Source organism: Marmoricola endophyticus, from assembly GCF_014644415.1.
Classification (GTDB): domain Bacteria; phylum Actinomycetota; class Actinomycetes; order Propionibacteriales; family Nocardioidaceae; genus Marmoricola; species Marmoricola endophyticus.
The window spans coordinates 1-25,659 of record NZ_BMKQ01000001.1; the positions used below are offsets into that span (position 1 = coordinate 1).

The window sequence follows — 25,659 nt, forward strand, 5'->3', positions numbered from 1 at the left end:
GCGCAGGTCGGCGGTCGTCGTGAGCTTGACCCGGGGGCGCCCCTGCGCGGTGCCTGCCGCGCGCTCCGTGCGCTCGATGCGGGCGAGGTCCTTCGCGTCGAGCACGTCGGGGCGGGCGCGGCGCACCGCCCGGCCGAGAGCGCGGGTGCTGCGCTTGCGCGGGCCGAGGCGTCCGGCCACCGCGTCGTCGAGCAGCGTGCGGACCGTGGCCGCCGCGTCGGTGCGGTTGTCACCGATGCCGCCCGAGGAGCCACGCTTGGCCCACCCGACGACGTACGTCGCAGCGGCGCCGTCGACACGACCGTGCTCGTTCGGCACCGTGCCGCGCTCGTCGTCGTACGGCAGCCCCTGGATCGGCCGCCCGCGGTAGCCGATCGAGGTCACCAGCAGCCCGGCGGGGACGCGGGTGCCGTCGCGCAGCACGACCTCCTCGACACGTGCCGCCCCGTCCGGCCCCGCCGACCCGACGGCCTCGGCGACCTCGGCCCCGAAGCGCAGCACGATCCGGCGACCTGGAGCCGGGGCGCCGGACACGTCGACCGTACGACGGGGGACACCCTGCAGCAGTGCGGCGTGGTCTCCGGGCGCCGCGGCGTCGATGGTCGCACCGGCCGCGCCGTCGTGGTCGTCGACGACCAGCTCGACCCCCGCGAGGTGGGAGAGCGCCCGCAGCTCCGGGGCGGTGTACGCCGCGTGCTCCGGCCCGCGCCGGGAGAGCACCACGACCTCGCGCACCGCACTCTCGAGGCGCGCGGCCAGGGCGTGGTCGGCCAGGTCCGTCCCGGCCAGGACCTCCGGGTCGACCGAGAGGATGCGGGCGATGTCGAGGGCGACGTTGCCGGTGCCGACCAGCACCGCACGCTCGCGGTCCAGGCGTACGGCATCGGCAGGGACGTCCGGGTGGCCGTTGTACCACCCGACGAACTCCGGCCCGCTCAGGCTGCCGCCGAGGTCCTCGCCGGGCACCCCGAGCCGACGCCCCTCGGAGGCGCCCGTGGCCACGACCACCGCGTCGACGTGCTCGCCGATCTCGGCGAAGGACACGTCGGTGCCGACCTCGACGCCGAGGAGCATCCGTACCCGGGGATGGGAGTAGAGCCGGGCGAAGGTGTCGCCGATCCGCTTGGTGCCGGGGTGGTCCGGCGCGACGCCGTAGCGCACCAGGCCGCCGGCGACCGGCAGCCGGTCGATCAGCGTGACCCGGGAGGCGGTGTGCAGCAGCAGGTGCTCGGCGGCGTACATCCCCGCCGGTCCGGTCCCGACCACGGCCACGTGCAGCGGAGCGAAGTCGCTGGGCAGCGACCAGTCGAAGCTCGGCCGGCCCCAGTCGCGGAAGGTCGGCCGGTCCGGCCGGAGACCGGAGGCCTCGAGCGGCGTCCCCGCGTAGTGCTCGGCGTTGATCTCGGCGTACGCCAGCTCCGGCCCGCTCAGCGTGTCCGCGGGCACGACCGCGTCGACCGGGCACGCGTCGGCGCAGGCGCCGCAGTCGATGCAGACGCGCGGGTCGACGTACAGCATGGGGGCGGTGTCGTAGTCGCCGTCCTCACCCGGGACCGGGTGGATGCAGTTGACCGGGCACGCCGCGACGCACGAGGCGTCCTTGCAGCAGTTCTGGAGGATGACGAAGGCCACGACGGTGTCTCTCGGTTCTCTCGGGCAGAGGAAAGGCCGGGACCCGGTCGCGGGGTCCCGGCCTCACCGTAGGACTCAGAGCAGGTGTGCTCGACGGTAGATCGCCGCGGCGGGCCTCGTCAGCAGGCCGGCGCTCTCCAGGAACTCCATCAGGCCTCGGCAGCTCGAGCGCATCATCGAGTGGTGGTGCGCGTTGGCCTTGGCCTCGCGCTTGGCCCGGGCGACGTCGAGGCCGGCGACCTCGTACACCTCGTCGGAGACCATGCTGGTCACGATGAAGTACGCCGCCGAGGCGACGGAGATCGCGCTGTAGTGGCGGCGCAGCGCGCCGATGCCCCGCATCCGCTCGATCGTCTCGTCGCGGGCGAACTTCATGTGCCGTGACTCCTCGACCACGTGGATGTTGTTGATGGTGCGCACCATCGGGACGACGCGCTCGTCGCGCATCCAGTCGCGCTGCATGACGTCGAGCACCTCCTCGGCGACGAGGATCGCGGCGTACGCCGCCTCCCCCTGCGCGACGGTCTTGAAGAAGCGGCCGAGCTCCATCGTGAGGCGCTTGGGGAGGTACGCCGGAGCGCCCAGCCGCTCCGACCCGCGAGCGAACATGATCGAGTGCCGGCACTCGTCGGCGATCTCCGTCAGCGCCCACTGGAACTCGGCGGAGGTGCGGTCCATCGCGTAGATGTCGCGCAGCATCATCTGCTGCAGGATCAGCTCGAACCAGATGCCGGTGCTGGCGACGCACGCGGACTCCTGGCGGGTCAGCTCGGTGCGCTGGGCCTCGGTGAGCTCGTCCCAGTAGGCGGTGCCGTACAGCGTCGACCACTCGGGGCTGGTGCCGTGGAAGCTGGTGTCCAGCGGCGCGTCCCAGTCGACCTCGGTCTGGGGGTCGTAGGACAGCTGGCGGCTGGAGTCCAGCAGGCGTTCGGCGACGCTCTTCTCGGCGTCGGTGTCAGCGGCGGTGCTGGCGGAGGCGGTGCGGTCGGCGGTGACAGTCACGGCGATCTCCTCGGGTCTCTCGACGACCACCGAGTACGTGTGACTCGGTGTCTTAGACACGATGTCGCGGACACCCGCTCAGGTCAACGAGGTCCTCGTCACGCCCGATGTCGGCAGCGCGCTCTACAGTGGCTGGCGTCACACTCGCTCTGCGTCATCCGGAGGCCACCCGTGATCGTGCCGTTCAGCGTCAACGACTTCCTGCACCGTGCCCTCGCCGTCTACGGCGAGCGGATCGGGGTGGTCGACGAGCCGGACCAGCCCGCTCCCGGCCTCGGTGACCTGACGTACACCGACGTCGGCCGGCACGCCCGCGCGATGGCCGCCAAGCACGACGCGCTGGGACTGGGTGTCGGCGACCGGGTCGCGTTCGTCTCACACAACTCGGCGCGGCTGCTGACCGCCTTCTTCGGCGTCTGCGGCTACGGGCGGGTGCTGGTGCCGGTCAACTTCCGGCTCTCGGTCGACGAGGTGCGCTACATCGTCGAGCACTCGGGCTCCTCGGTGGTCTACGTCGACCCCGAGCTGAAGGACGCCCTGAGCGACCTGCCGGCGGAGCACGTCTTCGTGCTCGGCGAGGACGACGACCTGTACGACTTCGACGCCGAGCCGAGGGCCTGGGAGCCCGACGAGGAGGCGACCGCGACGATCAACTACACCTCCGGCACGACGGCGCGCCCCAAGGGCGTCCAGATCACCCACCGCAACATCTGGACGAACGCGACCACCTTCGGGCTGCACACCCAGGCGAGCGACCGCGACGTCTACCTCCACACCCTGCCGATGTTCCACGCCAACGGCTGGGGCTGGCCGTTCGTGGCCACCGGCGTCGGCGCCCAGCACATCGTGCTCCGCAAGGTCGACGGCACCGAGATCCTGCGCCGGATCGAGGAGTACGGCGTCACCGTCATGTGCGCCGCTCCGGCCGTGGTCGCCTCCGTTCTCGACGCCGCCCCCGAGTGGCGCGAGAAGCACGGCTCGATCCCCGGCGCCGCCCGGGTGCGGATCATCGTGGCGGGAGCGCCGCCGCCGACCAAGACCGTGGCACGGGTCGAGGAGGAGCTGGGCTGGGAGTTCATCCAGATCTACGGCCTCACCGAGACCTCGCCGCTGCTGACCGTCAACCGCACCCGCGCCGAGTGGGACGACCTCTCGGCCGAGGAGCGCGCCGGCAAGCTCACCCGCGCCGGGCAGCCCGCACTCGGGTGCACCATCTCGATCGGCGAGGAGGGCGAGGTGCTGGCCCGCTCCAACACCTGCCTGACCGGCTACTGGGAGCAGCCCGAGGAGACCGAGGCCTCGCTGCGCGACGGGTGGTTCCACACCGGCGACGGCGGCACCGTGGGCGACGACGGCTACCTCACCATCGCCGACCGCAAGAAGGACGTCATCATCACCGGCGGCGAGAACGTCTCCTCGATCGAGGTCGAGGACGCGATCTTCTCCCACCCGGACGTCGCCGAGGTCGCCGTCATCGGCGTCCCCGACGAGAAGTGGGGCGAGACCATCAAGGCGCTCGTGGTCAAGGCCGAGGGGTCCGACCTGACCGAGCAGGAGCTGATCGACCACGTGAAGTCGAAGGTGGCCCGCTACAAGGCGCCCTCCAGCGTCGAGTTCCGCGACGTCCTCGACCGGACCGCCACCGGCAAGCTGCAGAAGTTCAAGCTGCGCGCGCCGTACTGGGAGGGCCGCGAGCGCCAGGTCAACTAGGTGCCCGAATGGCTCGACGCTGGCGGCGACCACCGGAGGTCGAGCCTGTCGAGACCCGGTCGGGCGAGGGCTGGGTAGGTTGCCGCCCATGGTGGCGCTGCGTGACGTGCTGGAGCGGATGGAGGGCTGGTACCCCGCCCGCTGGGCCGAGGACTGGGACGCCGTCGGGCTGGTCTGCGGCGACCCGGAGGCCGACGTACGACGGGTGCTGCTCGCCGTCGACCCGGTCCTCGCGGTCGCCGACGAGGCGGTGGCGAGCGGCGCCGACCTGGTGATCACCCACCACCCGCTCTTCCTGCGCGGGACGCACTCCGTGGCGGCGACGACGCCGAAGGGGAAGGTCGTGCACCGGCTGCTGACGGCTGGGTGCGGGCTGCTGGCCGCCCACACCAACGCCGACTCCCCGGCCGACGGTGTGTCGGAGTCCCTCGCGCTCGCCCTCGGGCTGACCGGGATCGAGCCGCTGCAGCCGGACGTGACCGACCCCGTGGACAAGGTCGTGGCCTTCGTCCCGGCGACCCACGCGGAAGCCGTCCGGCAGGCGCTGGCCGCGGCGGGAGCGGGACGGATCGGCGACTACGCCGACGCGTCCTGGTCCTCGTCCGGTGAGGGACGGTTCCGGCCGCTGGACGGCGCGTCGCCGGCCGTGGGCGAGGTCGGTCGTGCCGAGGTGGTCGACGAGGTGCGCGTCGAGGTCGTCTGCCCGCCTGCGCTGACCGACGCGGTGGTGCGCGCGATGCGGGAGGCGCACCCGTACGAGGAGCCGGCGTACGACGTCGTCCGGCTGCAGCCCGACGACGAGCCCGACCGCGGGTCGGGCCGGATCGGGACGCTGCCGCAGGCGGAGTCGCTGCGGGCCTTCGCCGAGCGGGTCGACCGGGCACTCCCGACCACCGCGCACGGGGTCCGGGTCGCCGGCGACCCGGACCGGGAGGTACGCCGGGTCGCGCTGTGCGGCGGAGCGGGGGACTTCCTGCTGGACACGGCGCGGGCACGGGGGGCCGACGTCTACCTCACCTCGGACCTGCGCCACCACCCGGCCAGTGAGCACGGCGAGCACGAGGACGCGCCCGCACTCGTCGACGTCGCCCACTGGGCGGCCGAGTGGACCTGGCTGCCGGTGCTCCGCGACAAGCTCGCCGTCGCGCTGGGCGATAGCGTGGCGGTCTCGGTCAGTACGACCCCCAGCGACCCGTGGACCTTCCGGGTCTGAGACCACCAGAGGAGCATCCCCTGAAAGCCGATCCCGCCGCCCAGCTCCGCCTGCTCGACCTGCAGGAGCTCGACACCCGCGCCGACACGCTGAGCCACCGGCTGCGCACCCTGCCCGAGATCGCGGAGCAGGCCGAGGCGGAGGCCGAGTACCGCACGCTGTTCGACGCCCAGCGCGACCTCGCGATCGCCGTGGACGACCTGACTGCGGAGCAGAAGCGCGCCGACCGCGACGTCGAGCAGGTCAAGGCGCGTCGCGAGCGCGATCAGGGTCGGATGGATGCCGGGCAGGTCACCAACCCCAAGGACCTCGAGCGGATGACCGGCGAGCTGGAGTCGCTGCAGCGGCGCATCGCCACCCTCGAGGACGAGGAGCTGGAGGTGATGGAGCGGCTCGAGGAGACGCAGGGCAAGCTCGACGACGTGAGGCGGCACCTGGACGCGGCCAAGGACCGGGCCGGGTCGGCCGCAGCGGCGCGCCAGGAGAAGAGCACCGCGCTCGAGGGCGAGCTGCGCGGGGTGGCCGGCGAGCGGGAGCAGGTGGTGCCCGACGTACCGGCCGACCTGCTCGCGCTGTACGAGAAGCTGCGCGCCTCCAAGGGCGGCACCGGAGCGGCGCTGCTGCGGCGCAAGGAGTGCGGCGGGTGCCGGCTCACGCTCAACCAGGCCGACCTCGCCGCCATCGTCAAGGCACCCGAGGACGACGTCGTCCGCTGCGAGGAGTGCGGCCGGATCCTCGTCCGCACCGCCGAGTCGGGCCTGCCGAGCCCGATCTGATGCCACCCTCTCGTGGCTGGGGGGTCGGCGCCGAGCCGACCAGGCTGGTCCTCGTCCGGCACGGCGTCACCGCGCACACCGCGGACAAGCGGTTCTCCGGAGGGCTGAGCGGCGTGAACCCGGGGTTGACCGACGAGGGGCGGGCGCAGGTGGCCTCGGCGGCGACCCTGCTCGACGGGTCCGTCGACGCCCTCGTCACCTCCCCGGTGCGCCGCACCGTCGAGTCCGCCGCGATCCTCTCCGAGCGGCTGGGCCTGGACGCGGTCGAGGAGCCCGGCCTGGCCGAGACCGACTTCGGCGGCTGGGAGGGGCTGACGTTCGGTGAGGTCCGTGCGGGTCACCCCGAGCAGCTCGACGCCTGGCTGGGGTCGTTGGACGAGCCCGCGGGCGGCACGGGGGAGTCCTTCCGCGTGGTGCAGCACCGCGTGCTCGCGGCACGGGACCGGCTGCTGGCGTCGTACGCCGGGAGGACGGTGGTCGCCGTCTCCCACGTGACCCCCATCAAGATCCTCGTCGCGGACGCGGTGGGCGCGCCGCTGGAGGCGGTCTACCGGATGGAGCTGGCGCCGGCCGCGGTCAGCGAAATCGCCTACTACCCCGAGCCGTCGCTGCGGGCCTTCAACCGGACCTGACCTCAGACTAGTACGGCTGTGCTACTTTGAGGACGTGGTTCGACGCATCAATGGCGACGCCCGGCGTCGTGAGCTCGCCGAGGCGGTGTGGCGGCTCGTACGCCGAGACGGGCTCGCGGCCGCCTCGGTGCGGGCAGTGGCCGCCGAGAGCGGGCTGTCGGCCGGGTCGGTCCGCCACTTCTTCGGCACCCAGAGCGAGCTGATCGCCTTCGCGATGCGCGAGCTGATCGACGCGGTGCGGGTCCGGGTGGCGGAGGCGGCACAGGAGGAGGACCCGGTCCGGCGCTCCACCGCGGTGCTCGTCGAGCTCCTCCCACTGACCGAGGCCAGCCACGCCGAAGCGTCGGCCCACCTGCAGCTCGCCACCCAGTCGCGCTTCGACCCCGCGCTGACCGACCTCGCCGACGAGAGCTTCGCGGGGATCCGGCGAGTGTGCCGCGCGGCGCTGGACTGGCTCGACGAGGCCGGCGAGGTCCGCGACGACGTCGACCTCGACGTCGCCACGACGGCACTGTGCGCCCTGGTCGACGGGCTCGCGTTCGAGCTCGTCCTCGCGCCACGGCTGCTCACCGCCGACCGGGCCCGCGAGGCCCTGCGGGACCACCTCTCGTCGCTGTCCGACCCCACCGTCTCGTCGGAGCAGAGGAGCTCGTCGTGATCGTCGCCATCGCCGCCGCCGAGGTCGCCTTCTGGGTCGTCCTCGGTGCCGGGCTGCTGAGCCGTTACGTCCTGCGTCGCCCCGGCCTCAGCCGCGTGCTGCTGCTGTGCGTGCCTCTGGTCGACGTGCTGCTGCTGGCGTTCGTCGTGATCGACATCGCCGCCGGCGCGCCGCCCTCGCAGGGCCACGCCCTGGCCGCGATCTACCTCGGCGTCACGGTGATGTTCGGGCACTCGATGGTGGCCTGGGCGGACGTGCGCTTCCGGCACCGGTTCGCCGGCGGGCCGGCGCCGGTCAAGCCGGCCAAGGGCTCGCGCGACGCGGTGCGCGCGCTGTGGGTCGAGTGGTTCCGGGTGGTCGGCGCGGTGGCGATCGCCGCCGTGCTGGTGCTCGGCATGATCGCCGTGCGCGGGGTCGGCGTCCCGGACGGTCTCGACGCGGCATCGAAGGACCCGTACTGGGGCTCGCTCACACTGATGGCCGTGGTGACCGCGATCTGGTTCCTGGCCGGGCCGGCGTTCGCCGGCCGTGGCCGGGCCGACGCGCTCACACCTCGGTGACGACCACGTCGAGTCGCGTGCCGGACTTCTCCGGCGCCACCTCGACGCGCCAGCCCAGCCGGGTCAGGTGCTCGGCGAGGGCAGCGGGGGTGCGGGGCGCGGTGCCGTCGACCAGCATCGCGCGCACGATCCTGCCCTTCGTCGCCTTGTTGAAGTGGCTGACCACCGAGCGCTTCCCACCGGCCTCGTGGAGCACCCGCACGGTCGCGGTACGGGGCGCGAGCTCGGGCCCCGGCCGCCAGAACGCCTGGTAGGTCCCCGAGCGCATGTCGACCAGCAGGCCGTCGCCGACCATCCGCTCGACGACCGGGCCGAGGTGGGTACGCCAGTGGCCGGCGACGCTGCCGAGGCCGGGGAGGGTGACGTCGCCGGAGAGGCGGTACGCCGGGATCCGCTCCGCCGGGCGCAGGAGCCCGAAGACCGAGGACGTGACGGCCAGCCACCGGGTCGCACGCCGTCGCGCGGCCTCGTCCAGCGACGCCAGGTCGAGGGCGTCGTACAGGACGCCCGCGTAGACGTGGTCGGCGCGCGCGGTCGGCGCGTCGTACACCTCGGCGTTGCGCTGCACCTCTCCGGCGAGGCCTGCCGACAGCTTGAGCGCGCGCACCGCGTCCTCGGGGTCCGTGCGGCAGACCTCGACCAGGCTGTCGAGCACCTGACGGCGTGGAGCGGACAGGTCGTCGGGCCAGGATGCCGGGTCCAGCCGGGCGCCCCGTCGCGGTGCGTTCTTGCCCTCCGAGGGCGGCAGCAGGATCAGCACGCCGGACAGGTTAGGGCGGGGCGATCAGACGAACCGGAAGCGGGTGCAGTCGGTCGGGAAGTCGAACCAGCACAGTGCTCGTCTCGGTCGGATCACCCGCAGACCGCCGCCGTCACTGCCCGACCAGGATTCCGGCCCGGGCTGGTAGCCCAGGTCGTGGTACTTGGAGAACGCCTCGGCCAGACGTACGCCGAGGCCTGCTGGGTCGGCTCGCGTGCGTCGGCTCCGTCCCTCGACGACGACCGCACGAACACCGCTCTCCAGGTGCAGCGCCACCTCCGGGTTGGCCTCGGCGTTCACGGCGTGGCGTGTGGTCGGCGCTCCGTCGTACCAGAAGGCGCCCTCGAGCCACACGCCCCAGCGCGGGACGACGTGCGGACGACCGTCCGGCCGCACGCTCGCCAGCCAGTAGTGCGTGCTGCTCACCAGCTCTGCCTCGACCTGGTCCCAGGTCAGCAGACCACGAGCTCCGGAGGGGATGCCATACCCGTCCGGCATCGTCGGTCGGTCGGTCGTCGGAAGTGCCATACAGGCACGCTAGGTGCCGGCTCCGACAGTGGTGGAGACCTGGGCGTCCGCGCTCGCGGGTCGTTGCCCGACGCGGGCTAGGTTCGAGGGTATGGAGTTCAGAAACCTCGGCCACACCGGAATGCAGGTCAGCGAGCTGTGCCTCGGCGCGATGATGTTCGGCGCCTGGGGCGAGCCCGACCACGACGAGTCCGTACGCATCATCCACGCCGCGCTCGACGCGGGGATCAACTTCGTCGACACCGCCGACATCTACTCGCGCGGGGAGTCCGAGGAGATCGTCGGCAAGGCGCTGAAGGGCCGGCGCGACGACGTCGTGCTGGCCACCAAGTTCCACGGCCCGATGGACGTGGGCATGGGCGAGCCGGGCGGCGACCCCAACAAGCGCGGCAACTCCCGTCGCTGGGTCGTCCAGGAGGTCGAGAACAGCCTGCGGCGTCTGCAGACCGACTGGATCGACCTGTACCAGGTGCACCGCCCCGACACCGGCACCGACGACGACGAGACCATCGCGGCGCTGACCGACCTGCAGCGGCAGGGCAAGATCCGCGCGTTCGGGTCCTCGACGTTCCCGGCGTACCGGATCGTCGAGGGGCAGTGGATCTCCGAGAAGCGCGGCCTCGGCCGGTTCGTCACCGAGCAGCCGCCGTACTCCCTGCTGACCAGGGGCATCGAGGCCGACGTGCTCCCGGTCGCGGAGAAGTACCACATGGGTGTCCTCCCGTGGAGCCCGCTGGCGGGCGGCTGGCTGACCGGCCGGTTCCGCAAGGGGCAGGACGTCCCGCAGACGCACCGCGCACAGATGATGGGCGGCCGCTTCGACCTCTCCGACCCCGAGAACCAGGCCAAGCTGGACGCCGTCGAGCAGCTCGCGCTGCTGGCCGAGGAGCTGGACATCAGCCTGATCGACCTCGCGCTTGCCTTCGTGCTGCAGCACCCGGCCGTCACCGCACCGATCATCGGGCCGCGCACGATGGACCAGCTCACCTCCCAGCTGGGCGCGGCGGACGTACGCCTCTCGACGCAGACGCTGGACCGGATCGACGAGATCGTCCCGCCGGGACGCAACGTCTCGTCGGGCGACGCCGGCTACGTCCCCGACGCGCTCGCCGACCCGTTCCTGCGACGCCGCCGCACCGCCTGATGCCGGTCCGGGTCCTCCGCGGTGCCGAGGCCGCCGGGCTGGAGGAGTCGATCACCTCGATCCAGGCGGAGCTGGACCTGCATGAAGAGTTCCCCGCCGACGTCGAGGCGGCCGCGCGGGCGGCCGCCGCCGAGCCGCGGCTGCCGACGACCGACCTGACGGACCTCCCGTTCGTCACCATCGACCCGGCGTCCTCGACCGACCTGGACCAGGCGATGCACCTCGTACGCGACGGGTCGGGGTACCTCGTCCACTACGCCATCGCCGACGTCGCCGCCTTCGTCGCGCCGGGCGACCCGGTGGACCTCGAGGCGCACCGCCGCGGGCAGTCGATGTACGGCGCCGACCGGATGGTGCCGCTGCACCCGCCCGTGCTGTCGGCGGGCGCCGCCTCCCTCCTGCCCGACCAGGTCTGCCCGGCGTTCGTGTGGACCATCCGGCTCGACGGCGACGGAGCGCTGGGGGAGGCGTCGGTCGAGCGGGCGCTGGTGCGCTCGCGGGCGAAGCTCGCCTACGACGCCGTGCAGGCCGACGTGTCCGCGGGCCGGGCCGAGCCGATGATGGCGCTGCTCGGCGAGATCGGACGGTTGCGGCTCGAGCAGGAGACCGCCCGCGGCGGGGTCTCGCTGCCGCTTCCCGAGCAGGAGGTCGTGGTCGAGGACGGACGGATGCGCCTGGAGCTGCGCGCGGGGTCCGAGGTCGAGTCCTGGAACGCGCAGATCTCGCTGCTCACGGGCATCGCGGCCGCCCGGATGATGCTCGAGGCGAAGGTCGGCGTCGTACGCACGTTGCCGCCGGCCCCGCCGCAGGCGCTAGAGAAGCTGCGCCGTACGGCACGGGCGCTGGGCGTCGACTGGCCCGCGGACCTGGACTACCCGGCCTTCGTACGCACCCTCGACCCCACCCGCCCGGCCGACGCGGCGATGGCCGTCGCGTGCACGACGCTCTTCCGCGGCGCCGGGTACGCCGCCTTCGACGGCGACCTGCCCGAGGTCACCGAGCACGCGGCGCTGGCCACCCCGTACGCCCATGTCACGGCGCCGCTGCGGCGCCTGGTCGACCGGTACGCCCTGGAGACCTGTGCGGCGCTGTGCGCCGGCACGGCGGTCCCCGACTGGGTACGGACCGCGCTGCCCGCGCTGCCCGAGGAGATGCGCGACTCGGGCCGCAGGGCCGGACAGTACGAGCGGGCCGTCGTCGACCTCGTCGAGGCCACGGTGCTGGCCGACCGCGTCGGCGAGCAGCTCGCCGGCGTGGTGCTCGAGGCGGACGAGGACAGGCCGACCCGCGGCGAGATCCAGCTGGGTGACCCCGCCGTCCAGGCGCGCCTGACGTCCGAGCGACCGCTGCCGGTGGGCGAGCAGGTCCGGGCCACCCTCACGACCGCCGACCCCACCACCCGGAAGGTGGAGCTCACGCTGTGACTGCTCTGACCCCGCGCCGTCTCTTCCGCACCGCCGCCGTCGCCGAGGCGATCACCTGGGCACTGCTGCTCGTCGGCATGGTGGTCAAGTACGCCGGCCCGACCGACGCGCTCGTCCGCGTCTTCGGGATGCTGCACGGCATCGTCTTCGTGGCGTACGTGCTGGTCACCGTCTTCGTCTGGGTGAACCAGCGCTGGCGACCGGCGACCGGCGTGCTGGCGCTGCTGTCGTCGGTCCCGCCGCTGGTGACGATCCTCTTCGACGTCCTCGCCGAGCGTCGGCGGCGGCTCGACGGGGGCTGGCGCCTGCTGCACGAGCAGCCCTCCGGCCCGCTCGAGCACGGACAGGCGCTGCTGCTGCGGCGCCCGCTGGCTGCGGTGGGCGTCCTCGTCGTCGCGGTCGCCGTGCTGACCGCCCTTGCGCTGGTCGTCGGCCCGCCGGGCGCGTCGGCCTGACCACCCGTCGAGGTGCGCCCGCTGCAGGCGTGAGTCGGCAGTACTGCGGGCGCGCGAGGCGCTCGTCGTCCCCGAGACCGCACGCAACCGCAGTGCGACCTGCAGAAGCCGCAACTCGGCCCAGCAGAAGCCGCAACTCGGCCCAGCAGAAGGCGCAGCTCAACGGGCAGGGGGTGCGGACGGGCTGGCCTGTAGGCCGGATCCTGTTCCCGGGGTCGTTGCCTTCCCCGTTCGGCGACCATCCATCTACGACGGCCGTTGCCGGCCGCCTCCTGCAGTCCACCCGTGGATCCTCGAGCGGGCCGCTCGATCCACGCAGGCTGACCGGAGTCAGCCCTTCTTGACCTTGCTCCGGGCGGGGTTTGCCTAGCCACGACGGTCGCCCGCCGCGCTGGTGGTCTCTTGCACCACCGTTTCACCCTTACCGCCGCTCCCCGGAGGTCGCGGCGGCGGTCTGTTCTCTGTGGCACTGTCCCGCGGGTCACCCCGGGTGGGTGTTGCCCACCGCCCTGCCCTGTGGAGTCCGGACCTTCCTCGACACCCGAAGGTGGCGCGGTCGCCCGGCCAGCCCGTCCGCAGCGCTCAGTGTAGAGGTGGAAGACTCGCCTGCATGCCTGATCCACGCGCCGACATCGCCGTCATCGGAGGATCGGGGTTCTACTCCTTCCTCGCCGACCCGACCGACCACCGCGTCGCCACGCCGTACGGCGAGGTGAAGGTCTCGACCGGCGAGGTCGCCGGACGTCGGGTCGCGTTCCTCCCGCGCCACGGCGAGCACCACGAGTTCCCCCCGCACCGGATCAACTACCGCGCGAACCTCTGGGCGCTGCGCACCGTCGGCGTGCGCCAGGTGCTCGGGCCGTGCGCCGTGGGCAGCCTGCAGCCCGCGCTGGGGCCCGGGACGCTGGTGCTGCCCGACCAGCTGGTCGACCGCACGTACCGCCGCGAGCAGACGTACGTCGACTCCGGCGCCTCGCACGTGCCGTACGCCGACCCGTACTGCCCGCGCACCGCCGCCCACGTCCTCGCCACCGAGCCGGACGTCACCGGCGGCGGGGCGATGGTGGTCATCGAGGGGCCGCGCTTCTCCACCCGGGCCGAGTCGCAGTGGTACGCGGCCCAGGGCTGGGCGCTGGTCAACATGACCGGGGTGCCGGAGGCGCCGCTCGCCCGCGAGCTGGGCATGTGCTACTCGGCGCTGGCACTGGTCACCGACCTCGACGCCGGCCTCGAGGAGGGCGAGGGCGTCAACCAGGAGGAGGTGTTCGCGATGTTCGGCGAGAACATCGAGCGCCTCAAGGAGATGCTGGAGCGTGTGATCGGCACCCTGCCCGACCCCGACGGATGCACCTGCTCGACCTGGATGGACGGCATGGACCTGCCCTACGACGTCCCCGGACCGACCGCATGAGGATCCTCGTCACCGGTGCCGCCGGGTTCATCGGCACCGCGATCACCCGGCAGCTGGAGCTGGCCGGCCACGAGTGGGTCGGCCTGGACGCGCTGATCCCCGAGGCACACTCGGCCACGTCCGAGCTGCCCGACGGCGTCGTCGCCGGCGACGTGCGCGAGCCGGGCCCCTGGGAGCACCTGCTCGACGACGTCGACGCGGTGTGCCACCAGGCGGCGATGGTGGGCGCGGGCGTCACGGTCGCCGACCTCCCCTCGTACGCCGGCCACAACGACTGGGGCACCGCGGAGCTGCTCGCCGCGATGAGCCGGCACGGGCGCGACCGGCTGGTGCTCGCCTCGTCGATGGTGGTGTACGGCGAGGGCCGCTACGAGTGCCCCGAGCACGGCGTCCGCCTCACCGGCACCCGCAGCGTCCCCGACCTGGAGGCCGGTCACTTCGACCACTTCTGCGACCTGTGCGGGAGGCCGCTGGCGTGGGCGCTCGTGCCCGAGGACGCCCCGATGGACCCGCGCAGCAGCTACGCCGCGAGCAAGCTGGCGCAGGAGCACTACGCGAAGGCGTGGGTACGCCAGGCGCCGGCGGCCGCGATCGCGATCGCGCTGCGCTACCACAACGTCTACGGCCCGATGATGCCGCGGGACACGCCGTACTCCGGCGTCGCGGCGATCTTCCGGTCCTCGCTCGAGAACGGGGAGGCGCCGAAGGTCTTCGAGGACGGCGGCCAGATGCGGGACTTCGTCCACGTCGACGACGTCGCGCGAGCCAACGTGAAGGCGCTGGAGGCGGTCGCCGGCGCACCGGCCGAGAGCTTCGCGGCGTACAACGTGGCCTCCGGGCAGCCGATCCCGATCATCGAGGTGGCCCGGATCCTCGCCGGCGACGGCCCCGCGCCGGAGGTGACCGGGCAGTTCCGCGCGGGCGACGTACGCCACGTCGTCGCCTCGCCCGAGCGAGCCACCGCCGAGATCGGCTTCACCGCCGAGGTGGCGCCCGCCGAGGGGATCGTGGCGTTCCGCGACGCCCCGCTGCGCGCCAGGGCGGGATAGTCCAGGACGTTCCAGCGGTCCGGAGGCCCGTACGACGACGCTAACGTCAGGGACTACCAGCTCGTGTACAGAAGGTGCTGGACCGCGAGGGCGAAGACCACCTGGCCGCCCAGCGCCCACCGCCCCCACCGGCGGGGGAGCAGGGCGAGCGAGATCGTCAGCCACGGGATGAACGGGATCCAGATCCGCTCGACCTCGGCCTTGCTCATGCCCGAGGCGTCGGCGAGCGCGATCGTCAGCACCGCGGCGCCGACGAGGATCAGCACGGCGCGCTCGGGGGACTCGCGCAGCCGTGCGCGGACCGCCCTCCCCATGCCGCCGAGTCGCGCCGCCCACAGTCCGAGGCCCGCGCCGAGCAGGGGGCCGGCACTGACCAGCAGCGCGCCGAGGTTGCCCCACCACCAGTACGCCATCGGCCGGTCCATCGCGACGCCGTCGTTGTAGCGCTCGACGAGCACCGGGTAGGCGTCCCACCACGCGAACCCCATCGCGGCCAGCACCAGCACCGGCACCAGCGCCGCCACGACAGCCACCGGCAGCGGCCTCCACGACCGGGCGACCAGCAGCACCGCCACCGCCAGCAGACCCAGCAGGAGCAGGCCGTACGACAGCAGCACGCACCAGCCCAGCAGCAGCCCGGCGAGGCCCGCCCAGCCGATCATCGGGCCGGTACGGGCGGATGTCGCGGCGCACGCCAGGGCGGCCAGGCCCCACGCCGCGATCGCGGCGAACAGCGCGTCGGCCGAGACCGCCATGAAGACCGCTGCCGGCGTCAGCACGAGGTACGGCGCGGCGCGGCGGGCGAGTGGCTCCGCACCCAGCCGGCGCAGCGTCACGAGCACGGCGGGCGCGATCGTCGCCGCGGCCAGGGTCACCACCATCGCGGCGGAGTAGTCACCGCCCAGCCCGAGCCGTACCAGCACGACGAAGGTGATCAGCGCCCCGACCGGGTGCCCGGCGATGTGGGTCACCCAGTTGTCCCCGGCGGCGTACGGGATCCGGCGGATGAAGTCGTCGATGGTGCCTGGGAGGTTCGTCACGTCGCGCGCGGTGGGCAGGTACTCGTACGCGTTGCCCAGCACGCGCGTCATCCCCGACGAGCCGTCGACGTACGCCAGCGCGAGCATCCAGGCCAACCCGGCCACGAACGCCGCGAGGAGCAGCCACCGCCACGTGAGCCGCTGCGCCAGCCCGGTGGCGTACCGGACCCCGAGCACCGCGAGCAGCACCGCGGGGATGGTCCCGATGCCGACCTTCGCCTCCCAGTAGCCGTGCGTCGGGGCCGCGCCGTTCTGGTCCACACGGGCGCGGACGTCCCAGCCGAGGAGCGGAGGGACGACGAAGGCCGCGACCACCACGAGCACCGCGACGACCAGACCGGCGGCCGCCGCCACGGGAGGGCGGGAGGACTCCTCGGCCGACGGACGGGCGGGGGAAGTCGTCGCCATGCCATCGAACCTAGGGGGTGGCTCCGAACCACCTCCATGCCGGTCACCACTCGACGCTCCCGCGTGTCCGCGGATGCGGGCGTGCGCCGCGCGAGGACATACGTTGTCCCGGTGACCTCCTGCGACATCGTGCTGCCCTGCCGTGACGAGGCGGCCGCGCTGCCCGCGCTGATTGCGCTCGTGCCGGAGGGGTACGGCGTCGTCGTGGTCGACAACGGCTCCAGCGACGGCACCGCCGAGGTGGCGGCGTCGCTGGGCGCGCGGGTGGTCACCGAGCCGACGCCGGGGTACGGCGCGGCCGTGCACGCCGGCGTCGAGGCGGCCGGGGCCGACCTGGTCGCGGTGCTCGACGGGGACGGCTCCATGGACCCCCGCGAGCTGCCTGCGTTCGTCGCCCTGGTCGAGGCGGGCGAGGCCGACATGGTCTGCGGTCGCCGCCGACCGGTCCGGGCGGGACTGTGGCCCTGGCACGCACGCGCCGGCAACGCCGCGGTGCTGTGGTGGCTGCGGCGTCGTACGGGCCTGTCGCTGCACGACATCGCGCCCGTCCGGGTCTGCCGTCGCGAGCCGCTGCTGGCGCTCGGGGTGGAGGACCGGCGCTTCGGCTACCCCGTGGAGCTGCTGGCCAAGGCCCAGGCGGCCGGGTGGCGGCTGGTCGAGCGCGACATCTCCTACCGGCCGCGGGCCGAGGGCACCAGGTCGAAGGTGTCCGGGTCGGTGCGCGGCACGGTCCGTGCGGCCCGCGACTTCGCGAGGGTGCTGCCCCGATGACGCCGACCCTCCTCGTGCTGGCCAAGGCCCCCGTCGAGGGGCAGGTGAAGACCCGCCTCGGCGCCGACGTCGGGATGCGCGCGTCCGCCGACCTCGCCGCGGCGGCGCTGCTGGACACCCTCGACCTGTGCCGGGAGGCCTATCCCGACGCCGCGGGTGTCGTCGCGATGGCCGGCGACCTCTCCGAGGCCGAGCGCGGCGAGGAGCTGCGGGACGTGCTCACGGCCTGGCGGGTCGAGGAGCAGGTGGGGGCGACCTTCGGCGAGCGCATCGCTCACGCGCACGGCCTGGTCGACGGGCCGGTCCTGCAGATCGGGATGGACACCCCGCACCTGCACCCGACGCTGCTCAGCGAGGCGGGCGACTCCCTGGCCGCCCACGAGGCCGTGCTCGGGCTCGCCGAGGACGGCGGGTGGTGGGTGCTCGGGCTCGCCGATCCGGCCCGCGCCGCACTGATCTCCGAGGTTCCCACCTCGAACGACGACACCGGAGCCCGTACGCTCGAGGCTCTGGCGCGTGAGATCGACGTCGTCACGACATCCACTTCGTACGACGTGGACACCGTGGCCGAGGCCGAGCGCTCGGCGCACGACGCGCCCCAGACCCGGTTCGCCGCCGCGTGGCGCGAGCTCAACGACCCAGCGAGGCACCCATGACCGTGGACGTCCACACCTGCTCACCGGGCCGGCTGTTCGCCGCCGCCCTGCGCGGCGGTGCCGTCGACCTGGTCGAGGGCACCGCCTCGCGACCGCTCGCCGTGCTGCGCTGGAACACCACCGACGCCTCGGACCACGCCGTGATCGCCGCGTGCGAGGGCGCCACGCTCGACGTCGGGTGCGGCCCGGGGCGGATGACCTCCGTGCTGACCGAGTCCGGCTACGTCGCCCTCGGCATCGACGTCGTCCCCGAGGCGGTCCGGCAGACGCGTGAGCGCGGCGGTCAGGCACTGCTCCGCGACATCTTCGACGACATCCCCGGTCAGGGCCGGTGGGACACGATCCTGCTCGCCGACGGCAACATCGGCATCGGCGGTGACCCCGGACGGTTGCTGGGTCGCGTCGAGGAGGTGCTGGCCCCCGGCGGGCGCGTCGTGGTCGACGTCGTCGCCCCGGGCCGGGTCGGCACCGTCCGTACCCACCAGCTCTCCGGCGAGGGCCTGCTCTCCGACCCCTTCCCGTGGGCCATCGTCGGGGCCGACGAGGTCGGTGACCTCGGCGCCTCCGTCGGCCTGACCCTCTCGCGTACCGAGGAGTACGACGGCCGTTGGTTCGCCGTCCTCACCAAGCCGGCCTCCTAGTGCGTCCCCGACCGCCGAGCGAGCGGGACTTCACCTCCTTCCTCCGCAGTCCCGCGGTCGCCTCGCGGGTGGGCCTGGCGCTCGGGATCTGCTTCGGGCTGGCCTTCCTCACCGGCCTCTACAGCCACTGGCAACAGAACCCGGACGCGTGGTTCCCGCCGCCGACGCGACCGGTCTGGGGCTACCGGCTGACCCAGGGGCTGCACGTGGCGAGCGGCACCGCGGCGATCCCGCTGCTGCTGGTGAAGCTGTGGACGGTCTACCCGAAGCTGTTCGCGGCGCTGCCCGACCTCCGCAAGCCGCGGGCGGCTCTGCTCAACGCGCTCGAGCGCGGGTCGATCGCGGTCCTGGTGGCGTCCGGGATCTTCATGCTCGCCACCGGCATCGCGAACTCGGCCCAGTGGTACCCGTGGAGCTTCACCTTCCGCCTCACCCACTACGCCCTGGCCTGGGTGGCGATCGGTGCACTGGTCGTGCACATCATGGTGAAGCTGCCGCTGATCCGCGGCGCACTCGGAGCGGACATCGACTCCACGGAGAACGACCGACCGGGCACCGCGCACCGCGCGAGCGGCATGACACGCCGCGGGCTGGTGGGGACGGCGTACGCCGCCGCGGCCGTCGCCGTGCTCTCCACCGCCGGGGCCACGGTCCCGCTGCTGCGCAAGGTCTCGGTCTTCGGGGTCCGCTCCGGCGACGGGCCGGGGGGCATCCCGATCAACCGGTCGGCGCGGGCGGCGCGGGTGACCGCGCTCGCGACGGCCGGCGACTACACCCTCGTCGTCGCCAACGGCGACCGGGAGGTCGAGGTCGACCTGGACCGGCTCACCTCGATGCGGCGGCACACGTACGACCTCCCGATCGCGTGCGTGGAGGGGTGGAGCGCGCAGGGCACCTGGGCGGGCCCGCGGATCCGCGACCTCATGGCGCTGGTCGACGCCCCCGAGGGTGCCGACGTCGTGGTGCGGTCGCTGCAGCCGAGCGGGCCGTACACCACCACGCTCCTGCCGGGGAACTTCGCCGCGGCCGACAACACGCTCCTGGCCACCCACCTCTCCGGCGAGCGGCTCTCGATCGACCACGGCTTCCCCTGCCGGGTGATCGCGCCGAACCGGCCCGGCGTGCTGCAGACGAAGTGGGTCGCGCGGCTCGAGGTGCGCACGTGAGGGCGCGGGTCGGGATCGGGGCCGTCGGCGTCCTCGTCGGTGCGTACGGCGCCTACCTGCTGCTCGGCCTCGGTTGGGACAACCTGCTGGCCGCGGTCTACTGGCTGGCCGGCGGCGTGATCCTGCACGACTTCGTGCTCAGCGTCGCGCTGCTCGGGGTCGCCCTGCTGGTCGTCGCCGTGGTCCCCGCGCGGGTACGCGGGCCCGTCGTCGCAGGGCTGGTGGTGCTGGGCTCGGTCACGCTGCTGGCCGTACCGGTGCTGGGGAGCTTCGGTGCGAAGGCCGACAACCCGACCCTGCTGGACCGCAACTACTGGCTGGGCTGGGTGGTGCTCGCCCTCCTGGTCGTGCTCGCCACGGCCGTGGGCGTCGTACGACGGCTGCGGACGCCGGCCTCCGGCCCACCGGACCCCGAGGGCACCGAGCGCGAGCCGGAGGCCTGAGCCGCCGAGTCTGCGTGCAGGCTCAGTGCACGCGGGTGATCTCGACGTCGACGAACATCTCCGACGACCCCGAGCCCGAGAAGATCCCGTGCAGCGGGCGTACGTCGTCGTAGTCGCGCCCGGCGGCGACGACGACGTGGTGGTCGTCGATGCCGGTGGCGTTGGTGGGGTCGAAGCCGACCCACTGCCCGTCCCACCACTCGACCCAGGCGTGCGACTCGCCGCGGACCGACTCGCCGACGACGGCCTCGGCGTCGGGGTGGAGGTAGCCGGAGACGTAGCGCGCGGGGATGCCCAGCGACCGCAGCGCCCCGATCACCAGGTGGGCGATGTCCTGGCAGACGCCGGAGCGGCGGGTCCAGGCATCGGCCGCCGAGGTGGCGACATCGGTGGAGCCGGAGACGTACTCGATCTCGTCGTGCACCAGGTCGCACACGGCGCGGGCGACCGCGGACGGCGCCTGGGTGCCGACCAGCTCGCGGCACCGCTGGACCAGGTCGGTCGGCGGCTCGACCCGCGCGGGGACGGTGAGGTACTCGGTGTGCTCGTCGAGCAGGTCCGGGTCGGCCAGGTCGGTCCACGTCAGGGTCGGCCCCGGTGCCGGGGCGCGGTCGGTGTGCACGGTCGCGGTGGCGGTCACGGTCAGCGAGTCGTGCGGGTCGAAGACCTCGAACGCGGTCACGGCCGTGCCCCAGTAGTCGCGGTAGGTGTAGACCCACGGCTTGGGGGAGACCTCGACCCGGTCGTAGCTGACGATCTGCCCGGTCGAGGTCTGCGGCGTCAGCCGTGCCTCGTTGAAGGAGGCGCCGACGCGGGCGTCGTAGGTGTAGCCGGTGGTGTGGACGATGCGCAGCTGCATGTCAGGAGACCTTCCCTCCGGCCCACGCCGTCGCTTCCGCGCCGGCGAAGAACCGCTTGGTGATCGCGTCGGTGGCAAGGGCACAGGTGACCTGGAGCCGCTCCATCTCGCTCGGCAGGTCCTCGACCACGTCCGAGAGCGAGCGGTACTCGAGCTCGTTGCGAGTACGGCCGATCAGCCGCATCGCCTCGTTGCTGATGCCGGCGCGCGAGCCGCCGATCTCGAGGTTGGACAGGCACTGCTCGGCGCGGGCGAGGCTGAACACCACCGAGCGGGGGAACAGCCGGTCCAGGAGCAGGAACTCGGCGGCGCCGCGCTCGGTCTCCAGGCCCTTGTAGGTCCGCAGGAATGCCTCGTACGCCCCGCAGGCCTGCAGGGAGTTGCCCCACGCCGACCCGGAGCCCAGCGACGCCGTGGCGACCAGCCGCGCCGTCATGTCGGCCCTCTCGATCGAGCGACCGAGGACCAGGAACTGCCAGCCCTCGTCGCGCGTCATCGTGGCGTCGGCGATGCCGTAGATCTGGGCCGCGCGGTCCCGCACCCAGGCGAAGGCGCTCGGCGCCCGCATCGAGCGGAACTGCCCCGACGGGATGGCCAGCCAGGTGGTGTTGACCGCCTCCCACATCGAGGTGGAGAGCGTCTCGCGGGCCCGTCGGGCGCTCTCCCGGGCGGCGGCCAGGACGGCCGCGACGGAGGCCGGGCTGGTCCGGTCGTACGCCAGGATGTCCATCATCTGGTGCTCGTCGACCGGACCGTCGGTCTCGACGCCCATGACCGAGAGCAGGTTGGCCACGGTCTCGGTGACGTCGACGGACGGGTCCTCGAGGATCAGCTGGTGCTGGACGTCGAGGATGCGGGCGGTGTCGTCCGCGCGCTCGACGTAGCGGCCGATCCAGAACATCGACTCGGCGATGCGGCTCAGCACGTCGCCTCACCTCCTCGGCTCGCGTCCGCGGCTTGCTGCTGCTGCTGCTCCTGCTGGGCCTCGGCCGGCGCCTCGCCGGTCTCGTCGACCAGCGCGGGACCGGGCTCGGGCGGCGCGGGGGAGACGTGGTCGGCATGTCCCTGGAGCAGGGCCTGCGCCTGCTGCTGGGAGCGCCCCGGCCCGGCGAGCACCCAGGTGTCCTTCGACCCGCCGCCGCGCGAGGAGTTCACGATCAGCTCGCCCTCACCGAGCGCGACGCGGGTCAGACCGCCGGGCAGCACCCAGACGCGGTTGCCGTCGTTGACCGCGAACGGCCGCAGGTCGACGTGCCGTGGTCGCAGCCGGCCGTCGATGTACGTCGGCACCGTCGAGAGCTGGACGACGGGCTGCGCGATCCACGACCGCGGGTCGGCCAGCACCTTGGTGCGCAGCTCGTCCAGCTCGGCCTTCGTCGCGCGGGGACCGATGACGATGCCCTTGCCGCCCGAGCCGTCGACCGGCTTGAGCACGAGCTCGTCGAGGCGGTCCATGACCTCCTCGCGGTGGTCGGCGTCGCCCATCCGCCAGGTGTCGACGTTGCGGATCATCGGTTCCTCGTCGAGGTAGTAGCGCACCAGGTCGGGCATGTAGGTGTAGACGAGCTTGTCGTCGGCGACGCCGTTGCCGACCGCGTTGGCGATCGTGACGTTGCCGGCGCGCGCGGCGTTGATCAGGCCCGAGCAGCCGAGCATCGAGTCGCCGCGGAAGTGCAGCGGGTCGAGGAAGTCGTCGTCGACGCGCCGGTAGATCACGTGCACCGGCTCCAGGCCGTTGGTGGTCCGCATCATCACCCGGCCGCGCTGGCACTCCAGGTCGCGGCCCTCGACGAGCTCGACGCCCATCGTCCGGGCGAGCAGCGCGTGCTCGAAGTACGCGCCGTTGTAGACCCCCGGGGTCAGTACGACGACGTTCGGGTCGGTGACGCCGGCCGGTGCGGCGGCGCGCAGCGCGGTGAGCAGCTTCTGGGGGTAGCCGGCGACGGGACGGATCCGGTGGTCGCCGACCGTCTCGGGGATCGCGGCGGAGATGGCGCGGCGGTTGGTCATGACGTACGAGACGCCGGAGGGCACTCGTACGTTGTCCTCGAGCACCCGGAACTCGCCCTCGTTGTCGCGGATCAGGTCGATACCGCTCACGTGGACGCGCACACCGTTGGCGGGCTCGATGCCGGCCGAGGCGCGGTGGTAGTGCGAGGAGGTGGTGATCACCCGGCGCGGGATGACGCCGTCCTCGAAGACCTTGCCGGCGCCGTAGACGTCGTCGAGGAACTTCTCCAGGACCTGCACCCGCTGCTGGACGCCGGCCTCGACCCGCGCCCAGTGCTCCATCTCGATGACCCGGGGGAGGATGTCGAGCGGGAAGGCCCGCTCCTCGCCGCCGATGTCGAAGGTCACGCCCTGGTCGAGGTAGCTGGTGGCCAGGGAGTCCACACGTGAGCGGATCTCGCCCTGGCCCATCTCGGCGAGCGTCGCCTGCAGGCGGGAGTACGACGAGCGCAGCTCGGTGCCGGCGTACATCTCGTCGAACGCCTCGCCCATGGCGTCGGTGTAGCCCTCGAAAAGCTGATCCATGCTCTCGACCCTAGCGAGAGCGGCCGACCCTGCCGAGGGGGCCCGCGGGCGCGATAGTTTGGCCGGATGAGCGATCAGTACTGGTTCAATCTCAAGACCCACGAGGTCGAGGGGGACGACGGGGCTCGCTCCGCCGACCGGCTGGGGCCCTACGACTCCGCGGAGGAGGCCGCCCGCGCCCTCGACAAGGTCGCCGAGCGCAACGAGGCCTGGGACGACGACCCGAGCTGGAACGACGAGGCCTCGTCGGAGGGCTGATCCCGCGTGGCGCGGCGCCGCCGCCTGCTCCCCGACCTGGACCGTTCGGGCGGTTTCGTCGGGATGGCCGCACTGGCCTGCGTGCTGTTCGTCTACCTCGCCTCGGTGGAGTTCCTGCGGTGGTACGCCGTCCTCGCGCTCGTGGTCGTGTGGCTGGTCCTCCTCGCCGTCGGGGCCCGCTGGTTCACCCCGGCCCCGCGGCGGGTGCTCCTGCTGCCGGTGGCGGGCCTGCTGGTCTGGGCCGGTGTCGTGTGGCTCGCCGCGCGGTAGTTGGTCGAGCCGTGAGGAGCGGCAGCGACGAGCGACGTCGAGACCCGGTGACGTACGCGCCGGCCGTGACCGACGACTACCGCCGGACGTCGAAGTGCTGGGAGTCCTGGGTGCCGTAGGTCCAGGCGAACCCGCTGCGCCTCATGATCGAGACCACGACCGCGCTCTGGCTGCGCCAGGCGATCAGCCCGAAGGAGCGCGCGGGCCACCAGGTGTTCGGCAGCCACCCGTCCTTGACGGTGTGGTACGGGTTCTCGAAGGTGTTGATGTCCACGGCGTAGCCGGTCGAGTGCGGTGAGTTCACGCCGGGGCGGCCGGTGACCCAGCGGCAGTTGAACGCCGAGGTGTTGTCCGACTGCATGGCGAGGTAGTCGTTCGCCCCGTGCGAGGCCTTGGCGTAGCCGAACGTCTCGGACGGGTAGATCCGCCGGATGGGGACCCTTGCGTTGTAGAGGCCGGTGAAGGCGGCGACGTACTGCTTGACGGCCCTCGCGTTGACGACGAGCCGGCCGCGGCGGCGGTAGCCGTCGAAGGCCCAGTAGTTCACGTCGACGGTCCGCAGCCCCGACCGGCCGACGGGGCAGCCGCTGTGCCAGCTGATCCCCGACATCCGTGCCCACTGGGCGCTCGAGATCGCGCCGACGACGGCGCCGACCCCGGCGGTGGTCGCCCGGGGCTGCGCCGCCATCGAGCGGGGCTGGGGCGAGCCGGCCGGGAGGTGGACGACCGTGCCCGGCGGGAGGTTCGTGATCGTCCTCGGCGAGGACACCGAGCCCGTCCAGAAGGCGCCGGCCGGCGTGGTCACGCGGTACGACGCCGTCACCCGCGGGGCGAACGTGAACGACCCGGTGCCCGCGGTGCTCAGCTGGACGGTCGCCGCCGGCGTCCAGGCGCCGTTCCCCAGCCGGCGCTCCACGGTGACCCGGGCCGGGACCGCGACGCCCGCGCCGGCGCCGTCGGCCGTGGTGGAGCTCGCGATGTCCAGGCGCACCGTGCGCTCGTCGACGACCGAGGCCGGTGCGGTGAGCGTCGTGGTGGTGGGAGCGGGCGGCGCAGTGACCGTGCGGGGCGCGCTCGCGTAGGCGACGTCCCCGGCCGCCGCCGGCATCAGGATCGCGCGGTACGTCGTGGACGGCGTCGGCAGGCGCGTCGGGAGGGTCGCCGTCCCGTCCGCGACGGTGGTCAGCGTGCCGACGCGGGTCCACAGCCGGCCACCGCCGCGCTCGAGCTGCACGGTCCTGCCGGGCAGCGGCCGGCCGCCCGCGTCGCGGGCGGTGGCGGTCAGGGTGGTGGGGCGGTCCATCCGTCCTGGTGCGGTGGCCCCGAGTGTGATCGTCGGCCTGGCGGCCGTCGCGGTCGCGGCAGCCGGTGGCGCGGTCGGGGCGGCCAGCGGGGCTGTCGGGACAGTCGGGACGGCCGGGGCCGTCGAGGCGGTCGGGGTCGAGGGGGTCGGCTCGCCTCCGGGCGCCGAGGGTGCCGGCGTACCGACCGGCGAGACCGGCACCGGGCTGTCGTCGGCACTCGCCGGCGCGAGCGGGCCCGTGCCCAGTGCGCCGACGAGGAGCAGGGACAGGACTGGCAGCGCCCGAGCGCGCGTCGACCTCACGGACGAAGCCTAGGAACGACGAGGCTCCGACGGGGTCGTTCGCCGGAATCCG

At 73.1% G+C, this 25,659-nt stretch carries 27 protein-coding genes and 1 other RNA gene; 18 read left to right on the plus strand and 10 right to left on the minus strand.

From position 1 onward, the window contains the following. The coding region (locus tag IEX42_RS00005; RefSeq protein ID WP_188777058.1) for an FAD-dependent oxidoreductase at positions 1 to 1,632 on the minus strand (1,632 nt) is incomplete at its 3' end. A 75-nt stretch (positions 1,633 to 1,707) separates the two neighbouring features. After that, positions 1,708 to 2,634 carry an AurF N-oxygenase family protein gene (locus tag IEX42_RS00010; protein ID WP_229660449.1) on the minus strand — a complete coding sequence of 309 codons (927 nt, stop codon included), beginning with the start codon at positions 2,632 to 2,634 and terminating at the stop codon, positions 1,708 to 1,710. Positions 2,635 to 2,805: 171 nt separating this feature from the next. Here IEX42_RS00010 and IEX42_RS00015 point away from each other — a divergent pair, with 171 nt between their 5' ends. The 6 genes from IEX42_RS00015 (at position 2,806) to IEX42_RS00040 (ending at position 8,183) form a co-directional block, all read left to right on the plus strand. Continuing rightward, positions 2,806 to 4,344, plus strand: a complete 1,539-nt coding sequence (locus IEX42_RS00015) for an AMP-binding protein (RefSeq protein WP_188777060.1) — start codon at positions 2,806 to 2,808, stop codon at positions 4,342 to 4,344. Positions 4,345 to 4,432: 88 nt separating this feature from the next. After that, a complete protein-coding gene (locus IEX42_RS00020; RefSeq protein WP_188777068.1) occupies positions 4,433 to 5,557 on the plus strand; it encodes a Nif3-like dinuclear metal center hexameric protein in 1,125 nt (374 codons plus the stop codon). Further along, entirely contained in the window at positions 5,539 to 6,333 is a 795-nt protein-coding gene (locus IEX42_RS00025) for a zinc ribbon domain-containing protein (RefSeq protein WP_229660450.1), read from the plus strand. Before IEX42_RS00020 ends, IEX42_RS00025 begins: the two co-directional genes overlap by 19 nt. Next, on the plus strand, positions 6,333 to 6,965 hold the full coding sequence (locus IEX42_RS00030; protein WP_188777070.1) for a histidine phosphatase family protein: 633 nt from the start codon (positions 6,333 to 6,335) through the stop codon (positions 6,963 to 6,965). The genes IEX42_RS00025 and IEX42_RS00030 overlap by 1 nt, the downstream gene beginning before the upstream one ends. 34 nt (positions 6,966 to 6,999) lie before the next feature. Beyond that, positions 7,000 to 7,623, plus strand: a complete 624-nt coding sequence (locus IEX42_RS00035) for a TetR/AcrR family transcriptional regulator (protein WP_188777072.1) — start codon at positions 7,000 to 7,002, stop codon at positions 7,621 to 7,623. Then, complete coding sequence (locus IEX42_RS00040; RefSeq protein ID WP_188777073.1) at positions 7,620 to 8,183, plus strand: hypothetical protein; 564 nt, start codon at positions 7,620 to 7,622, stop codon at positions 8,181 to 8,183. The genes IEX42_RS00035 and IEX42_RS00040 overlap by 4 nt, the downstream gene beginning before the upstream one ends. Here IEX42_RS00040 and yaaA read toward each other — a convergent pair. Together yaaA and IEX42_RS00050 are read right to left on the minus strand one after the other, a co-directional pair. Beyond that, positions 8,170 to 8,943: a peroxide stress protein YaaA gene (gene yaaA / locus IEX42_RS00045; RefSeq protein WP_188777075.1), complete on the minus strand. Its 774-nt coding sequence runs from the start codon at positions 8,941 to 8,943 to the stop codon at positions 8,170 to 8,172. The genes IEX42_RS00040 and yaaA overlap by 14 nt on opposite strands. Before the next feature lie 24 nt (positions 8,944 to 8,967). After that, complete coding sequence (locus IEX42_RS00050) at positions 8,968 to 9,471, minus strand: pyridoxamine 5'-phosphate oxidase family protein (RefSeq protein ID WP_188777077.1); 504 nt, start codon at positions 9,469 to 9,471, stop codon at positions 8,968 to 8,970. A 91-nt stretch (positions 9,472 to 9,562) separates the two neighbouring features. Between IEX42_RS00050 and IEX42_RS00055 the strand changes: the two genes are divergently transcribed. Genes IEX42_RS00055 through IEX42_RS00065 form a run of 3 tightly spaced genes read left to right on the plus strand, consistent with a single transcriptional unit; the run spans position 9,563 to position 12,494 of the window. Further along, positions 9,563 to 10,615, plus strand: coding sequence for an aldo/keto reductase (locus IEX42_RS00055; protein WP_188777079.1), 1,053 nt, complete (start codon positions 9,563 to 9,565; stop codon positions 10,613 to 10,615). Further along, on the plus strand, positions 10,615 to 12,039 hold the full coding sequence (locus tag IEX42_RS00060; protein WP_188777081.1) for an RNB domain-containing ribonuclease: 1,425 nt from the start codon (positions 10,615 to 10,617) through the stop codon (positions 12,037 to 12,039). Before IEX42_RS00055 ends, IEX42_RS00060 begins: the two co-directional genes overlap by 1 nt. Further along, on the plus strand, positions 12,036 to 12,494 hold the full coding sequence (locus IEX42_RS00065) for a DUF3817 domain-containing protein (protein WP_229660451.1): 459 nt from the start codon (positions 12,036 to 12,038) through the stop codon (positions 12,492 to 12,494). The genes IEX42_RS00060 and IEX42_RS00065 overlap by 4 nt, the downstream gene beginning before the upstream one ends. A 176-nt stretch (positions 12,495 to 12,670) precedes the next feature. Here the strand turns inward: IEX42_RS00065 and rnpB are convergent. Further along, an RNA gene (rnpB, locus tag IEX42_RS00070) (RNase P RNA component class A) lies at positions 12,671 to 13,066 on the minus strand. A gap of 38 nt (positions 13,067 to 13,104) precedes the next feature. On the opposite strand from rnpB, the gene IEX42_RS00075 reads away from it, so the two are divergent. Further along, positions 13,105 to 13,905 (plus strand): S-methyl-5'-thioadenosine phosphorylase, encoded by an 801-nt coding sequence (locus IEX42_RS00075; RefSeq protein WP_188777083.1) that lies wholly within the window; start codon positions 13,105 to 13,107, stop codon positions 13,903 to 13,905. Beyond that, on the plus strand, positions 13,902 to 14,954 hold the full coding sequence (locus IEX42_RS00080) for an NAD-dependent epimerase/dehydratase family protein (RefSeq protein ID WP_188777085.1): 1,053 nt from the start codon (positions 13,902 to 13,904) through the stop codon (positions 14,952 to 14,954). Before IEX42_RS00075 ends, IEX42_RS00080 begins: the two co-directional genes overlap by 4 nt. Positions 14,955 to 15,007: 53 nt before the next feature. Here IEX42_RS00080 and IEX42_RS00085 read toward each other — a convergent pair whose 3' ends face one another. Next, positions 15,008 to 16,402, minus strand: coding sequence for a hypothetical protein (locus IEX42_RS00085; protein ID WP_229660452.1), 1,395 nt, complete (start codon positions 16,400 to 16,402; stop codon positions 15,008 to 15,010). Between the two features lie 111 nt (positions 16,403 to 16,513). On the opposite strand from IEX42_RS00085, the gene IEX42_RS00090 reads away from it, so the two are divergent. Genes IEX42_RS00090 through IEX42_RS00110 form a run of 5 tightly spaced genes read left to right on the plus strand, consistent with a single transcriptional unit; the run spans position 16,514 to position 20,079 of the window. Next, positions 16,514 to 17,173 carry a glycosyltransferase family 2 protein gene (locus IEX42_RS00090; RefSeq protein WP_229660453.1) on the plus strand — a complete coding sequence of 220 codons (660 nt, stop codon included), beginning with the start codon at positions 16,514 to 16,516 and terminating at the stop codon, positions 17,171 to 17,173. Next, entirely contained in the window at positions 17,170 to 17,829 is a 660-nt protein-coding gene (locus tag IEX42_RS00095) for a TIGR04282 family arsenosugar biosynthesis glycosyltransferase (protein ID WP_188777089.1), read from the plus strand. Before IEX42_RS00090 ends, IEX42_RS00095 begins: the two co-directional genes overlap by 4 nt. After that, positions 17,826 to 18,470 (plus strand): methyltransferase domain-containing protein, encoded by a 645-nt coding sequence (locus IEX42_RS00100; RefSeq protein ID WP_188777091.1) that lies wholly within the window; start codon positions 17,826 to 17,828, stop codon positions 18,468 to 18,470. The genes IEX42_RS00095 and IEX42_RS00100 overlap by 4 nt, the downstream gene beginning before the upstream one ends. Next, positions 18,470 to 19,636, plus strand: coding sequence for a molybdopterin-dependent oxidoreductase (locus IEX42_RS00105; RefSeq protein WP_188777093.1), 1,167 nt, complete (start codon positions 18,470 to 18,472; stop codon positions 19,634 to 19,636). The genes IEX42_RS00100 and IEX42_RS00105 overlap by 1 nt, the downstream gene beginning before the upstream one ends. Further along, positions 19,633 to 20,079 (plus strand): hypothetical protein, encoded by a 447-nt coding sequence (locus IEX42_RS00110; protein ID WP_188777095.1) that lies wholly within the window; start codon positions 19,633 to 19,635, stop codon positions 20,077 to 20,079. Before IEX42_RS00105 ends, IEX42_RS00110 begins: the two co-directional genes overlap by 4 nt. 22 nt (positions 20,080 to 20,101) lie before the next feature. On the opposite strand, the gene IEX42_RS00115 is transcribed toward IEX42_RS00110, so the two are convergent. Genes IEX42_RS00115 through IEX42_RS00125 form a run of 3 tightly spaced genes read right to left on the minus strand, consistent with a single transcriptional unit; the run spans position 20,102 to position 23,473 of the window. Next, the gene (locus IEX42_RS00115; RefSeq protein WP_188777097.1) at positions 20,102 to 20,938 is read right to left on the minus strand and encodes a transglutaminase family protein; all 837 of its coding nucleotides are present in this window, start codon (positions 20,936 to 20,938) and stop codon (positions 20,102 to 20,104) included. 1 nt (position 20,939) lies between these two features. Then, entirely contained in the window at positions 20,940 to 21,863 is a 924-nt protein-coding gene (locus IEX42_RS00120; protein WP_188777099.1) for an alpha-E domain-containing protein, read from the minus strand. Further along, positions 21,857 to 23,473, minus strand: a complete 1,617-nt coding sequence (locus IEX42_RS00125; RefSeq protein WP_188777102.1) for a circularly permuted type 2 ATP-grasp protein — start codon at positions 23,471 to 23,473, stop codon at positions 21,857 to 21,859. The genes IEX42_RS00120 and IEX42_RS00125 overlap by 7 nt, the downstream gene beginning before the upstream one ends. 66 nt (positions 23,474 to 23,539) lie before the next feature. Between IEX42_RS00125 and IEX42_RS00130 the strand changes: the two genes are divergently transcribed. Both IEX42_RS00130 and IEX42_RS00135 read left to right on the plus strand, forming a co-directional pair. Then, positions 23,540 to 23,731 (plus strand): hypothetical protein, encoded by a 192-nt coding sequence (locus tag IEX42_RS00130; protein ID WP_188777105.1) that lies wholly within the window; start codon positions 23,540 to 23,542, stop codon positions 23,729 to 23,731. Between the two features lie 6 nt (positions 23,732 to 23,737). Then, positions 23,738 to 24,001, plus strand: a complete 264-nt coding sequence (locus IEX42_RS00135) for a hypothetical protein (protein ID WP_188777107.1) — start codon at positions 23,738 to 23,740, stop codon at positions 23,999 to 24,001. A gap of 76 nt (positions 24,002 to 24,077) precedes the next feature. On the opposite strand, the gene IEX42_RS00140 is transcribed toward IEX42_RS00135, so the two are convergent. After that, positions 24,078 to 25,607 carry a M15 family metallopeptidase gene (locus IEX42_RS00140; RefSeq protein ID WP_188777109.1) on the minus strand — a complete coding sequence of 510 codons (1,530 nt, stop codon included), beginning with the start codon at positions 25,605 to 25,607 and terminating at the stop codon, positions 24,078 to 24,080. Positions 25,608 to 25,659 lie beyond the last annotated feature (52 nt).